The sequence below is a fragment of the Lelliottia sp. 489 genome (assembly GCF_050435885.1).
Classification (GTDB): domain Bacteria; phylum Pseudomonadota; class Gammaproteobacteria; order Enterobacterales; family Enterobacteriaceae; genus Enterobacter; species Enterobacter nimipressuralis.
Window position 1 is genome coordinate 614,907 of sequence record NZ_JBNDLC010000001.1, and the last position, 14,850, is coordinate 629,756.

Sequence of the window (14,850 nt, forward strand, 5' to 3'; positions counted from 1 at the left end):
AGCAGTGTAACCACGGGGTGGGCGTCGCCCCGTCAGGAGAAACGTCATGAGTAAATTGTTGGATCGCTTTCGTTATTTCAAACAAAAAGGCGACACCTTCGCCGACGGCCATGGGCAGGTGATGCACACCAACCGCGACTGGGAGGACAGCTATCGCCAGCGCTGGCAATTCGACAAAATCGTGCGATCCACCCACGGCGTTAACTGTACCGGCTCCTGCAGCTGGAAAATCTATGTCAAAAACGGCCTGGTGACCTGGGAAACGCAGCAGACCGACTACCCCCGCACCCGCCCTGACCTGCCCAATCATGAACCCCGCGGCTGCCCGCGCGGCGCGAGTTACTCCTGGTATCTCTACAGCGCTAACCGCCTGAAATACCCGCTGGTGCGGAGGAAATTGATCGAACTGTGGCGCGAAGCGCTCGGCCAGCACAGCGACCCGGTGCTGGCGTGGAATGCCATCATGAGCGATCCGCAAAAGACCAGCAGCTACAAAAAAGCGCGCGGCCACGGCGGATTTATCCGCTCTAACTGGAAAGAACTCAACCAGCTGATCGCCGCCGCGAACGTCTGGACAATCAAACATTACGGCCCGGATCGCGTCGCCGGATTCTCGCCGATCCCGGCGATGTCGATGGTCTCTTACGCCGCCGGTACGCGCTATCTCTCACTCCTCGGCGGCACCTGCCTGAGTTTTTACGACTGGTACTGCGATTTGCCGCCCGCCTCGCCAATGACCTGGGGCGAGCAGACCGATGTGCCGGAGTCGGCCGACTGGTACAACTCCAGCTACATCATCGCCTGGGGCTCGAACGTGCCGCAGACGCGCACACCGGACGCTCACTTCTTCACCGAAGTGCGTTACAAAGGCACCAAAACCATCGCCATTACCCCGGATTTCTCGGAAGTCGCTAAGCTGAGCGATCAGTGGCTGGCGCCGAAGCAAGGCACCGACAGCGCTCTGGCAATGGCGATGGGCCATGTGATCCTCAAAGAGTTCCACCTCGATAACCCGAGCGAATATTTCCTCAACTACTGCCGCCGCTACACCGACATGCCGATGCTGGTGATGCTGGATGCGCGGGACGACGGCAGCCTGGTCCCGGGGCGGATGCTGCGCGCCTCGGATCTGGCCGACGGGCTGGGTGAGGAAAATAACCCGGAATGGAAAACCGTCGCCTTTGATATCGCCGGTGGCCTGGTAGCGCCAAACGGCTCGATTGGTTTCCGCTGGGGTGAAAAAGGCAAATGGAACCTGGAGCCGCTGGCTGCCGGTCAGGAGACTGAGCTGACGCTCTCGCTGCTCATCACCCACGATCAGGTCGCGAATGTGGCGTTCCCCTATTTCGGCGGCAATGAAAACCCGCACTTTCGCAGCGTGAAGCAGGACCCGGTGCTGATCCGCAAAGTGCCATCGAAAACCCTCACCCTCGCCGATGGCCGTCAGCAACAGGTCGCCAGCGTTTACGATCTGATCCTGGCGAACTACGGCCTGGATCGCGGTCTGGAAGATGACAACGCCGTAAAAGATTACGCCGAAATCAAAGCCTACTCCCCGGCCTGGGGCGAGCAGATCACCGGCGTACCGCGTCGCCATATTGAACAGATCGCCCGTGAATTCGCCGATACCGCTCATAAAACCCATGGACGGTCGATGATCATTCTCGGTGCGGGCGTGAACCACTGGTATCACATGGACATGAACTACCGTGGGATGATCAATATGCTGGTCTTCTGCGGCTGTGTCGGCAAAAGCGGCGGCGGCTGGTCGCACTATGTCGGCCAGGAGAAGCTGCGTCCGCAAACCGGCTGGCTGCCGCTGGCGTTTGCCCTCGACTGGAACCGCCCGCCGCGCCAGATGAACAGCACTTCCTTCTTCTACAACCACGCCAGCCAGTGGCGCTATGAAAAACTCACCGCTCAGGAGCTGCTCTCGCCGCTGGCGGATAGCGCCAAATTCACCGGTCACCTGATCGACTTTAACGTGCGCGCCGAACGGATGGGCTGGCTGCCCTCTGCGCCGCAGCTTTCGCTTAACCCGCTGCACATCAAAGCGCGCGCCGATGCCGCCGGGATGTCGGCGCAGGATTACACCGTTCAGGCGCTGAAATCGGGCGATCTGCGCTTTGCCTGCGAACAGCCGGACAACGGTAAAAATCATCCACGCAATTTGTTTGTCTGGCGCTCGAACCTGCTCGGCTCCTCCGGGAAAGGCCACGAGTACATGCTCAAGTACCTGCTCGGCACGGAAAGCGGGATTCAGGGCGACGATCTTGGCTCCACGGACGACGTTAAACCGGAGGAGGTGGAGTGGCAAACGGCCGCCATCGAAGGCAAGCTCGACCTGCTGGTGACCCTCGATTTCCGGATGTCCAGCACCTGTCTTTTCTCGGATATCGTCCTGCCGACCGCCACCTGGTATGAAAAAGACGACATGAATACGTCGGATATGCATCCGTTTATTCATCCACTTTCTGCCGCCGTCGATCCGGCGTGGGAGTCCCGCAGCGACTGGGAAATCTACAAAGGGATCGCCAAAGTCTTTTCCGACGTCTGCGTCGGGCATCTGGGCACCGAAACCGACGTGGTGTTGCAGCCTCTGCAGCACGACTCCCCGGCGGAGCTGTCCCAGCCCTTTGATATTCAGGACTGGCGCAAAGGCGAATGCGATTTGATTCCCGGCAAAACGGCGCCGAATATCGCCGTTATTGAGCGCAACTATCCGGAAACCTACGAGCGTTTTACGTCGCTGGGGCCATTGATGGACAAACTCGGCAACGGTGGAAAAGGCATTTCGTGGAACACTCAGGATGAAGTCGATTTCCTCGGCAAGCTGAACTACGTCAAACTCGACGGCCCGGCCAAAGGGCGACCGCTGATTGATACGGCCATTGATGCCTCGGAGGTGATCCTCGCGCTGGCCCCGGAAACCAACGGCCATGTGGCGGTGAAAGCCTGGAAAGCCCTCGGCGAATTTACCGGGCGCACTCACACTCATCTGGCGATCAACAAAGAGGACGAGAAAATTCGTTTCCGCGATATCCAGGCCCAGCCGCGCAAAATCATCTCCAGCCCCACCTGGTCTGGCATTGAGAGCGAACACGTCTCCTACAATGCCGGGTACACCAACGTTCACGAGCTGATCCCGTGGCGCACCCTATCTGGTCGCCAGCAGCTGTATCAGGACCATCAGTGGATGCGCGCCTTTGGTGAAAGCCTGGTGGCCTACCGTCCGCCGATTGATACCCGTAGCGTGACCCACATGCGAGAAATTCCGCCAAACGGCTTCCCGGAAAAAGCGCTGAACTTCCTGACGCCGCACCAGAAATGGGGCATCCACTCCACCTACAGCGAAAATCTGCTGATGCAGACCCTGTCTCGCGGCGGGCCGATCGTCTGGATCAGCGAAACGGACGCCAGAGAGTTAGGCATTGAAGACAACGACTGGATCGAAGCCTTCAACGCCAACGGCGCCCTCACCGCCCGCGCGGTGGTGAGCCAGCGCGTGCCGCCAGGGATGACCATGATGTATCACGCCCAGGAGCGCATTCTGAACATACCGGGATCGGAAGTGACCGGACGTCGCGGCGGCATTCATAACTCCGTCACCCGCGTCTGCCCAAAACCCACGCACATGATTGGTGGCTACGCGCAGCTGGCCTACGGCTTTAACTACTACGGCACCGTCGGCTCGAACCGCGACGAATTCATCATGATCCGCAAGATGAAAAACATTAACTGGCTGGATGGCGAAGGTCGGGATCAGGTACAGGAGGCGAAAAAATGAAAATACGCTCACAGGTCGGCATGGTACTGAATCTCGACAAGTGCATTGGCTGTCATACCTGCTCGGTGACGTGCAAAAACGTCTGGACCGGGCGCGAAGGGATGGAGTACGCGTGGTTTAACAACGTCGAAACCAAACCGGGCGTTGGCTATCCGAAAAACTGGGAAGATCAGGAGGAGTGGCAAGGCGGCTGGGTGCGTGGCATCACCGGAAAGCTCACGCCGCGCCTCGGTGGACGCGTAGGCGTGCTGTCGAAAATCTTCGCCAACCCGTCGCTGCCGGGCATTGACGACTATTACGAACCCTTCACCTTTGACTATCAGGATCTGCACCGCGCGCCGGAGGGCGATCATCTCCCTACCGCTCGCCCGCGCTCACTGATCAGCGGCAAACGGATGGACAAAATCGTCGGCGGCCCGAACTGGGAGGAGCTGCTCGGCGGCGAATTCGAGAAACGCGCCCGCGACCGTAACTTCGACAAGATGCAAAAGGAGATGTACGGCCAGTTCGAAAACACCTTCATGATGTACCTTCCGCGCCTGTGCGAACACTGCCTCAACCCGAGCTGTGTCGCCACCTGTCCGAGCGGCGCCATCTACAAGCGCGAAGAGGACGGCATCGTCCTGATCGACCAGGACAAATGCCGCGGCTGGCGCATGTGCATCAGCGGCTGTCCGTACAAAAAAATCTATTTCAACTGGAAGAGCGGCAAGTCTGAAAAATGCATCTTCTGCTACCCGCGTATCGAATCCGGCCAGCCGACCGTGTGCTCGGAAACCTGTGTCGGGCGCATTCGTTATCTTGGCGTGCTGCTGTACGACGCGGACCGCATCGAAGAAGCGGCGAGCACCGAGCACGAAACGGATCTTTACGAGCGTCAGTGCGACGTGTTCCTGAACCCGAACGACCCGGCAGTGATTGAGGAAGCGCTGAAACAGGGCATTCCGCAGAACGTGATCGACGCGGCGCAGCGCTCGCCGGTCTACAAAATGGCGATGGACTGGAAGCTGGCCCTGCCGCTGCACCCGGAATACCGTACCCTGCCGATGGTCTGGTATGTGCCGCCGCTGTCGCCGATTCAGTCCTACGCCGATGCGGGGGGTCTGCCCCAGACCGACAGCATTCTGCCTGCCGTCGAGAGCCTGCGTATTCCGGTGCAGTATCTGGCGAATATGCTGAGCGCGGGCGATACCGGCCCGGTGCTGCGCGCCCTGAAACGCATGATGGCGATGCGCCACTACAAACGATCCCAAACCGTCGAAGGGGTGACCGATACGCGCGCTATCGACGAAGTGGGCCTGAGCGTGGAACAGGTAGAAGAGATGTACCGCTACCTGGCGATTGCCAACTACGAAGACCGCTTCGTGATCCCGACCAGCCACCGTGAAATGGCGCGTGACGCCTTCCCGGAGAAAAACGGCTGCGGCTTTACCTTCGGCGACGGCTGTCACGGCTCCGACACCAAATTCAACCTGTTTAACAGCCAGCGCATCGACGCCATTAATATCTCAGAGGTGCGTGAACACGGGGAGGGAGAGTAATGCGAATTCTCAAAATTATTGCCCTGCTCATTGAATACCCCGACGAGGCGCTATGGGAGAGCCGCGATGAAGCCCTTTCTCTGATCGCACAAGATGCCCCGCCGCTGCTGCCGTTTGCGCAGCAGCATCTTGGCGCGGCGCTGCTGGATAAACAGGCCCAGTGGTGTGAAGTGTTTGAGCGCGGACGGGCCACCTCGCTGCTGTTGTTCGAGCATGTTCACGCCGAATCCCGCGATCGCGGTCAGGCGATGGTTGATCTGATGAGCCAGTACGAGAAAGCCGGTTTACAGCTCGACTGCCGCGAACTGCCGGATTATCTGCCGCTCTATCTGGAGTATCTGAGTCTCATTCCTGACGATGAGGCGCGCGAGGGGCTGCAAAACGTTGCGCCTATTCTGGCCCTGATCGGCGGGCGGCTAAAACAGCGCGATGTCCCGCAGTATCAGCTGTTCGACGCCCTGCTTCAGCTCGCCGCCAGCAAGCTAACAAGTGACAGCGTCACTAAACAGGTGGCAACAGAACAACGCGATGACACCCGCCAGGCGCTGGATGCCGTGTGGGAAGAGGAACAGGTGAAGTTTATTGAGGACAATGCCACGGCGTGCGACAGCTCGCCGATGCAGCAATATCAACGACGCTTTAGCCAGGACGTCGCGCCTCAGTACGTGGACGTCAGCGCCGGAGGCCCGAAATGATGCACTTTCTGAACGTCTTCTTTTACGATATCTACCCGTATCTGTGCGGGACCGTGTTCCTGCTGGGAAGCTGGCTGCGTTACGACTACGGGCAGTACACCTGGCGCGCATCATCCAGCCAGATGCTTGATAAGCGCGGCATGGTGCTGTGGTCGAATCTGTTCCATATCGGCATTCTGGGGATCTTTTTCGGCCACGCCTTCGGGATGCTGACGCCGCACTGGGTCTATTCGTGGTTCCTGCCGATGTCGCAAAAACAGCTGATGGCGATGATCCTCGGCGGCGTCTGCGGCGTGCTGACGCTGATTGGCGGCGCGGGACTGCTGGTGCGACGCCTCACTAATCCGCGTATCCGCGCGACCTCGTCCACGGCGGATATCCTGATCCTCTGCGTGCTGCTGGTGCAGTGTATTCTCGGTCTGGCGACGATACCGTTTTCCGCACAACACCCCGACGGCAGCGAAATGCTGAAACTGGTCGACTGGGCGCAGGCGGTCGTCACCTTCCACGGCGGTGCTTCCGCGCATCTCGACGGCGTGGCCTACATCTTCCGCGTCCATCTGGTGCTTGGAATGACCATTTTCCTGCTGTTCCCGTTCACCCGGCTGGTTCACGTCTGGAGCGCGCCGGTGGAGTACCTTACGCGGCGCTATCAGGTGGTGAGATCGCGCCGCTGAGTAAACTAAACCCTCCCCGTCACTCCAGACGGGGACATTACCATTTGACGCGCACCCCGATATTCCCGCCGGCCCCGTAGTTATCGGATGGATTATGCGGACTCGCCTGAACGCCCAGGTTGCCGTACACCTCATAGCGCCCGTCATTCCACGCCAGTGTCCCGCCAACGCCCGTCGCAATTTGCGTCCGCGCATCGCGCGATGCAAAGTTCACCTCGGCGACATCCACTGAGCGGCCATCGCCCAGCTCCTGATACACATCGAGCGTAACTTGCAGCAACGAGCGTGTCCGGGTTTTGTCCTGCGCCTGCCATTCGTCACGACGATCGCCGTTGACACCCAGACGCGCAAGCAGACTGTTCCCCTCGCTGAGTGACACCTTGCTGTCGAACCTGTCTTCAAAACTGTCGAAATCCACGCGCGACCAGATCAGCTGCGCCTGCGGCGTAACCGTAAAACCGGTGTCGGAATCGAGACGCCAGCCCGTTTCGACGGAGCCTGCATAGCCGTTCCCTTTGTTGGACGATGTCAGCGGTTTGCCGACCGTATCGGAATCCAGATCGCTGTCGAAAAACATCATTTGCAGCTGCCCGTCGACATAAAAACCATTATTGCCGTACCAGGTCAGCGTCAGCCCAGGGCCGTAACCGGTGGTGTTGATACTGCCTTTGCCAGAGTAAGCACGAATATCCGCATCCGCCTTGCCATAGCTAAAGTTCACGCCGCCCGTCAGCAACCCGTGCGGGTTTTCATGGACTGGCACATCCAGCCCGGTCTGTAGTTTCCAGAGCGTGGTTGTACGCTGAGCGTCGGTCGTGGATGTGACCGGCTCACTGTGCGTACGCGTACCTTCAATGCGCGCCCAGGAGCCAGGCGCACTTTCTGTTTGCGGCGCAACGCCGTCCACCCAGTAGCGATCACCCACGCGCTGTTGCAGGGTAGGAACGCGATTCAGTTCCGCGAGGATCTGCGGATACTGTTCATAGAGGGCCGCCCCGGGATGGTAACGCTGCGGCACATTTTCATCCGGCGTTTCAGGGATGACAGGGAACACCGGTAATCCCGGCGTGACCGGGTTGGGCACAGGGGTTTCGGGATTGGGCACTTCAGGCACCGGCGCGACCGGTGACTGTGGATCGGCAAGATCCGAGGTCAAATACCACCAGCGGCCCTGCCCATACTCCAGCGTGCGAAACGTGTAGGCATACGCGCCATGCACCACCGCCTGTTCGCCCTCGGTCGTGGTGAAATCACCGTGAAGCGTAAATGCCTCGCCGTCCGATTGCTGCGCGGCAAAAATCAGGGGAATACCGTTTTCCGTGAATCCCCCTTCGCCACCGAGATTCACGATCTCAACCGTGGTATTGCCCGACGCGCTGCCGGTAATAAGCAGCCGGTCTGCGGGGGAATCATCGCCGCCGAGGACACTTTCCATCAGCACTCTGCCGCCGTCGCCGTGATAATCCCCGTCAATGGTCAGGGTGCCGATGGAGTTGCCCGGCGAAATCGTTCCTGCATTGGTGGTATTCCCGACACGCCCGGTGCCCTCAAGCGTGCCGCCCGACAGCAGGGACACGGTCGCACCGGACATATCGCCGTTGACGCTCATCACGCCATTTTCCTGAGCCTGTAGCAGCCCGGTAAAATCACCGTGATCGCGATTAAACAGCGTTCTGCCGTTAACAGCGTCGATCGAGATATTCCCGACCAACCCGGTGCCCGCGCCTTCAGCATTATCCAGCCCATCATTCAGGGTGCTGTCGAATACGTAGTCCGTGGCGTTATGATTAAGAATAATGTTACCGGAACCCTCTCCGGCAGTAATCCGATCCCCGACAACGGTGCCCGGCGCGCGCGAAGTCTCACCTCCGATAATCAGCACCCCGCTTGACCCCGCGTTTTGCCCAAGCGTGACCGTGCGGGAATTGACGACGCCTCCATCAGCGACGATCAAGGTACCCGCCCCGTCGCGGCCAATCCCCAGGCTATTAACGGTATTCCAGGTGGAGCCCGGCCCGGTGACTTCGACCGTGCCCGATGACAAAGCATTAAAACCGATAAATCCGGTGGAGAGATTCGTCACCAAACCGCCATCACGAATGAGCAAGGTTCCGTTACCCGTATGTCCGACGTAGAGGAAACTGGTGTTATCCCAGTGAGAACCGTCGCCCGTCACCACCACGTGGCCTTCCGAATCCGCAGTTGACGCCACAAAGCCGCTATAGCTTTGTACGATGCCCGTTTCGCCCCCGCTCACGCCTATATTTAACGTTCCGTTAATATGAAAATTAAGCGCCGTCGCCGGTGAGCCTGCATCGCCAGGAACAGTAATAACTTGCCCTTCAGTAATATTATCAATCGCCTGAACAGAAACCGATATCGGAATAATAATAAGCAGGAGAAGCAGGTTTATCGAAAAAGATAAAAGAGTCGGCATGCGCGAAGCAGCATTAACCCACCGCGGACGGGGAAAATAAATAAACATAATCTGACCTTTAGTGTGCTGGTGTAGAACGCCAGCAGGAGAAGTAATTATAGCTAACCAGGGAAATATTTTATAAATGCGTGACGGATATCATTCATCAGTAATTTTGCAACGGGTGTGAGCGTTTGTTGTTGGCGATAGATCAAACTGTATTTCCCTTCGGGCAGGATCTCCTCGACATTTATCCGACATAACTTATCTTTCAGCCACGGAAGGGCCAGCATGGCCTGCGGGCCCACGGAAAGATAGCCCTCGCCCAAAATAAGCTGTTCGGCAATAGTGGTGGAATCGCCATACAGAACAGAGGCTTCAGGGCCTTTGCCATCAGGAAAAACCACGCTCTCAATGGCGCTAAAAAAACCGGCGCTGGCAATGGGGAGATACCATTTCGCATTGCGTAGTTCTGCAAGCGACCGCGCCTGTGACAAGGGATGATCCTTGTGGGCAAAAACACAAAATTTCGCCATACCCAGCAGCTCTTCGCTGAACTCTTGCAGGGCAATATCCGGTGTGACGATACCGAGAAAAAAGTCCATCCGCCCCAGACGCAGCGACGCCAACAGCTCCGACAGCTGCCCTTCGATCACCGTTAATGTCGCCTGCGGATAACGGGCCTGAAATCGCTCAATGATACCCGGCATGATCCCGAAGGCTGGCAGATGTGAGCAGCCAAACATCACCACGCCATGGGCCGCACTCTCCTGCTGGCGAAGCTCATCAACGGCGCGTTCCAGCTCGTTGAGTACGAGGTTCATTCGCGGTTCAAAAATGCGGCCAGCCTCGGTAAGCAAAGCGCCGCGCGCGGTTCTGTCCAGCAGTACCACACCCAAGGTTTTTTCCAGCTCCTGAATGCTGCGGGTCATCGCAGACTGTGTCTGATGATTCGCCTCCGCTGCCGAACGTATGCTCCCGTGCTGAATAACCGCACGAAGATTTTTTAGCTGATTAATTTTCGGCAGATGACGCATCTGAATCCTCAGCAAAGCAACGGATAATCGTTAAATTATAGCAGTGGATGTATGGTGCTATAGGCTGTCACATCACCGTTAAATTCACGCCCTTGCATTGAGTGGGGATATTATTTTAATTCTGCGGCAGTGTAAATTGCACAGGTGATGCTTTATTTGCATCGCAATGGCATAAAAGACATACCTTTATTTTATTTTTAATCCAACACACTAAAGTCATTTAAAAATAAATATGGATTATAGACTGCACAAAAATATTACCTGGATGATCGAATAGCGTTCGCCGTCAATTAAAACAGAAGGGGCTTTCGCCCCTTTTAACTCTATTTCCCCGCATCGGGATGCGTATCAAACCCGGCCATCACCGCCGTCAGTTCGGTCAATGAAAAACCGTGTTTCGGATCATCCACGCCCAGCCCAAATCGCTCCTGCATCAGCGTATACAGCGCCTTGGCGTCCGGCAGGTTAATCTGCTCCGCCACGCGCGTACCCTGCCAGTGGGTAAAGTGGTAATTGGTCAGTGTCAATTTACCGCCGTCCGGCAGGTGTCGGCACATCAGCAGGTGATGGCGGAAGTGCGACTGCGGCCAGTGAGCAGACCAGAAATTGCCCATCACGTAATCGGTGAAATACTGCGTCGCAAGGTCAAAATGGTACATCGACTGCCAGTGCTCATGATGGCGGAACTGCAACACCCAGTCATTGTTCTCGTTCATCAGGCGATAGACGCCGTGTGGCGTGGCCTGCTCTTCTGCGGCAATCAGGCGAATCGGCGCCGTCAGCGTCTGTCCACCGAATCCGACGTCCGCAATCCAGCGCTCGCCGTTGAGTTCAACCAGCAGCAGACGGTGGGTGCGCGGCGGCATCTGTGGCGGATTCGCCAGCACCACGCGGCCCAGCACGCTGCGCACCTCAAAACCGACTTCGCGCAGCACGCGCTCGAACAGCCCGTTCTGCTCAAAGCAGTACCCGCCGCGACGCGCCGAAACCAGTTTGTCTGCCACGCTCTGATCGTCGAGCTGGATTTCGCGCGGCATGACCACGTCAATATTTTCAAACGGGATCGCGCAGTTGTGACTCAAATGCAGCGCCCGCAGGGTGTCGATATCCACGGAAACCGGCTGCTGCCAGCCGATACGGGCAAAATAGGCGCTCAGAAATGGGGACATAGTGAAGTTCCTTGTAGAGATATTCCCTGTTTATAAACTATTTTTGCCTACCCACTGGTGCAAAAGTGCTTTTTATCGGGCCGCGCCGCGCTGCATGATGCGAAGCGCCGTGAGCATCAGCACCAGCCCGGTCACTAGCGTCAGTGTCGCCATCGCCATCCCTTGCCCCACGGAGCCCTGTTCAAACTGACGCCAGATAAACACCGAGACGGTTTGCGTACCGGCTGGTGCAAGCAGCAGCGACGTTACCAGCTCCCGAGAGGCAATGGCGAAGACCATCAGCATCGCCGCCAGCAGCGCCGGGGAGACCAGCGGCAGCACGATAAAGCGCAGCGCCTGAAACGCCGATGCACCATGCACGCGCGCGGCGGATTCAAGATTGCCGCCCAGCTGGCGCAGTGCGCTCCCGACATAGCGCACCGGCCACGGCAGAAGTAAACAGCAGTAGGAGAGCAACAGGATCGCCCAGCTGTTATAGGGCGAAATCACCCAGAACGGCTGGTTCCACAGCAGGATCAACCCGACGCCGACCACCACACCGGGCAGCGCCGCAGGCATCAGAGAGAGCGCATCAATCAGGCCGCGCCCGGTGATCTTCTGCACCACCACCAGCCACGACGCCAGCAAGCCAAGCAGCCCGGTGATGCAGGCCGCGCCGAACGCCAGGGAGAGGCTGGTTCCCAGCGCTGCCAGGGCGTCACCCTGCTGGCTAAACAGCGCGGCATAGTGTGACAACGTCACGTTAGAGAGCGTCACGCCGCCCGATAACGTGCCCAAAACCCCCGACAACACCATCGATGCGCCGGGCAACATCACCGCAATTATTCCTACCAGCGCCATGAATGCCACCATCGGCAGCGTCCAGCGCCCCGCCTCCGCGCCCATGTTTTCCGTCGGTTTACCGGTGATACTGGTGACATCATGCTGACCGGTAAGCTTTTTCTGCACTCCCCAGGCGCACAGGGCGATGGCGACTAATACTACCGACAGCATCGATGCCCCCGAAAGATCGATTGGCCAGTCGGCCAGTTTTTTCTCGATATCGGTGGTCAGCATCACTACGCCCGCGCGCGTTCCCAGCGCCGCCGGAACGCCAAACTCCTCAATCGCCAGGGTAAAAGCCAGCAGCATCCCGGCTGCAAGGGACGGGGAAAGTATCGGCAGAGTGATATGCCAGAACGCCCTGCCCGCGCTGGCACCATGAACGCGGGCGACCCGCGCCAGACGCTGCCCGCTGGCGAGCAGACTGCGCGAAACGGCGAAGTAAACCACCGGGAAAATATTCAGCGCCATCACCAGCACAATCCCGGTTTTACTGAACAGCAGATCGTTCAGGGAAATTCCGGTGAGCTGCTGCAAATAGCCGTTAGTCTGAAGCACCAGCATCCACGACAGCGCCGCGATATAGGGCGGTGTTAAAAACGGGATCAGAAACAGCAAATCCCACAGGCGCGGCAGCGGCAGATTAAACAGCCCGCGCGCCACGCCGAGGGGAAAGCCGATCAGCGCGCTCACCAGCGCCACGCCGAGCGCAATCTGCAGCGTGCCACCGAGCATGCCGGGGAGCTGCGGCTCAGCTAACAGCGCCTTTACCCCGCCAAACGCACCGGAAAACGATCCGGCACTGAACTGCGGAAATACCGCCTGAAGGAGAATAAACGCGAGCGGAAACGCCACCAGAATCACCAGCAGCGCCAGCGTCATCACGGATAAAAATCGTTGATTCACGAGACAATCCTGAAGACGGGGTTGCCCCCGTCGAATGAATTACAGGGAGAAAAGCGTGTTGAAGCGCTTGAGAACATCGCTGCGCTCGCTGCTACCCTCGCTTTTGGTCGGCAGAATTTTTAGCTCGTTGAGCAGCGGACGTTTAGCCTGAACATCGTCGCGCGCGGGCATCAGCCAGGCGTCGGCCACCATCGTCTGGCCTTCTGGCGACAACACGTAATCGACGAACGCTTTGGCGTCGTCGGCATGGGCGGTGGATTTCAGGATCATCATCGGACGCGGCGCGATCACCGTGCCGCTGGACGGGAAAATGACTTTAAGCGATTCGCCCTGATTGATATTCCCGTAAGAGACATAGTCAACCGCGCCAAATACCGCCGCTTTCGCCCCCTGCATCACCGGCGTCACCGCCTGCGCGTTCGGGCCGCTGACCACCATGCCGTTCTTTTTCAGCTTATCAAACAGCGTCCAGGCGTTGTCGCCCATGCCGTTTTGCAGCCCGATCAGCAGGTCGAGCGACGCGCCTGACAGCGCCGGATCGGGCGTGGTGACTTTATCTTTGAACGCATCGGTGGTCAGATCCTGCCACTCTTTTGGCTCCGGGGTGCCGCTTTTGGTGTTCCAGACGATGCCAAGCGCCGACACGCCCTGGGCGACATAATCCGTGGATTTCAGAGTAGCCGGAACGTGCTGCGCGTTCGCGCTCTGGTACGGTAACAGCCAGCCGCGCTGGTGAAGATCTTCCGCTGTATCCCAGGACGCGGAGATCAAAATATCCGCCTGCGGGTTGGCCTGTTCGGCCTCCAGACGCGCCATGACTTTGCCGGTGGTCGCCTGGAAAATATCCACTTTCACCCCGGTTTTCTTTTCAAACCCGGTTGCCAGATTCTTGGCCAGCGATCCTGGCCCTGCGGTGTAGACGGTCAGCGCGTGGGCGCTGGACATCATGACGGAAGATAGCGCCATGGCGAGAAAAACTCCTTTAGTAACGGCAAATGACCTTTTCATGCGAACTCCCCTGAGGATGAAATCAAACGATCGGCAGCGACGCTGCCTGCAGACAAATGCACGATGCGATCGGCCAGAAGTTCTGCCTCCCGACGGTCGTGGGTAACATAGATGGCCGTCGTCCCGAGCTGGCGCAGAAGCGTTGCCATCTCATGACACAGTGATTCGCGCAGTTCGCTATCGAGATTGGAGAGCGGTTCGTCGAACAGCAGCACGCGCGGCTCGGCGACGATCGCCCGGGCGAGTGCTACCCGTTGCTGCTGGCCGCCGGATAACCCCGCCGGTTTGCGGTCGGCAAAATCGCTTAAGCCAACCCGTGCCAGCGCCTGCGCCACGCGCGTGCCGATGTCACGGCGCGGGATGTGGCGCATTTTCAGGGGGAAGGCCACGTTTTGTGCCACCGTCATGTGTGGCCAGAGGGCGTAATCCTGGAAGACCATGCCAATGTCACGGACCTCCGGCGGCAGCGACCATCCTGCTTTCGCCACCCGTCGGTCACCAAAGAAGATTTCGCCCTGTGCGGGCTGTGCAAGCCCGGCGAGCAGTCGCAGCAGTGTGCTTTTCCCACAGCCAGACGGACCGAGCAGCGCGACGACGCTACCCGCATCAATATGCAGATCGACTAGATTTAACACGGTGTTCGCACCAAACGCGTACGACACGCCGTTGAGCGTGATAGTGCTGTACATCTTGTTATCCTCTTTGGGATTTCGTGTTCGCCACTGTAGGGAGCCTGTATGACGAACGCATGACACGCATGTTGCAGCTTGATTTCACCTGCGTTTCAGCCGT

At 58.3% G+C, this 14,850-nt stretch carries 10 protein-coding genes; 4 read left to right on the top strand and 6 right to left on the bottom strand.

All coding sequences use genetic code 11. The features are described 5' to 3' along the window. Positions 1–46: 46 nt before the first annotated feature. Genes ABIE11_RS03100 through narI form a run of 4 tightly spaced genes read left to right on the top strand, consistent with a single transcriptional unit; the run spans position 47 to position 6,700 of the window. A complete protein-coding gene (locus ABIE11_RS03100; RefSeq protein ID WP_371975178.1) occupies positions 47–3,787 on the top strand; it encodes a nitrate reductase subunit alpha in 3,741 nt (1,246 codons plus the stop codon). After that, a complete protein-coding gene (gene narH, locus ABIE11_RS03105; RefSeq protein WP_429183965.1) occupies positions 3,784–5,328 on the top strand; it encodes a nitrate reductase subunit beta in 1,545 nt (514 codons plus the stop codon). The genes ABIE11_RS03100 and narH overlap by 4 nt, the downstream gene beginning before the upstream one ends. Then, entirely contained in the window at positions 5,328–6,023 is a 696-nt protein-coding gene (gene narW / locus ABIE11_RS03110) for a nitrate reductase molybdenum cofactor assembly chaperone (protein ID WP_129035262.1), read from the top strand. The genes narH and narW overlap by 1 nt, the downstream gene beginning before the upstream one ends. Beyond that, entirely contained in the window at positions 6,020–6,700 is a 681-nt protein-coding gene (narI, locus tag ABIE11_RS03115) for a respiratory nitrate reductase subunit gamma (RefSeq protein WP_102103772.1), read from the top strand. Before narW ends, narI begins: the two co-directional genes overlap by 4 nt. Before the next feature lie 37 nt (positions 6,701–6,737). On the opposite strand, the gene ABIE11_RS03120 is transcribed toward narI, so the two are convergent. From ABIE11_RS03120 to ABIE11_RS03145, 6 genes are all read right to left on the bottom strand, one after another. Then, entirely contained in the window at positions 6,738–8,957 is a 2,220-nt protein-coding gene (locus tag ABIE11_RS03120; protein ID WP_429183966.1) for an autotransporter outer membrane beta-barrel domain-containing protein, read from the bottom strand. Between the two features lie 281 nt (positions 8,958–9,238). Continuing rightward, the gene (locus ABIE11_RS03125) at positions 9,239–10,153 is read right to left on the bottom strand and encodes a LysR substrate-binding domain-containing protein (protein ID WP_429183967.1); all 915 of its coding nucleotides are present in this window, start codon (positions 10,151–10,153) and stop codon (positions 9,239–9,241) included. Between the two features lie 323 nt (positions 10,154–10,476). Continuing rightward, positions 10,477–11,322, bottom strand: a complete 846-nt coding sequence (gene nhoA, locus ABIE11_RS03130) for an N-hydroxyarylamine O-acetyltransferase (RefSeq protein WP_100780069.1) — start codon at positions 11,320–11,322, stop codon at positions 10,477–10,479. Positions 11,323–11,394: 72 nt separating this feature from the next. Continuing rightward, positions 11,395–13,050 (bottom strand): ABC transporter permease, encoded by a 1,656-nt coding sequence (locus tag ABIE11_RS03135; protein WP_429183968.1) that lies wholly within the window; start codon positions 13,048–13,050, stop codon positions 11,395–11,397. Positions 13,051–13,089: 39 nt separating this feature from the next. Further along, positions 13,090–14,058 carry an ABC transporter substrate-binding protein gene (locus ABIE11_RS03140; RefSeq protein ID WP_429183969.1) on the bottom strand — a complete coding sequence of 323 codons (969 nt, stop codon included), beginning with the start codon at positions 14,056–14,058 and terminating at the stop codon, positions 13,090–13,092. Continuing rightward, positions 14,055–14,747, bottom strand: a complete 693-nt coding sequence (locus ABIE11_RS03145) for an ABC transporter ATP-binding protein (RefSeq protein ID WP_429183970.1) — start codon at positions 14,745–14,747, stop codon at positions 14,055–14,057. Before ABIE11_RS03145 ends, ABIE11_RS03140 begins: the two co-directional genes overlap by 4 nt. Between the last annotated feature and the right edge of the window lie 103 nt (positions 14,748–14,850).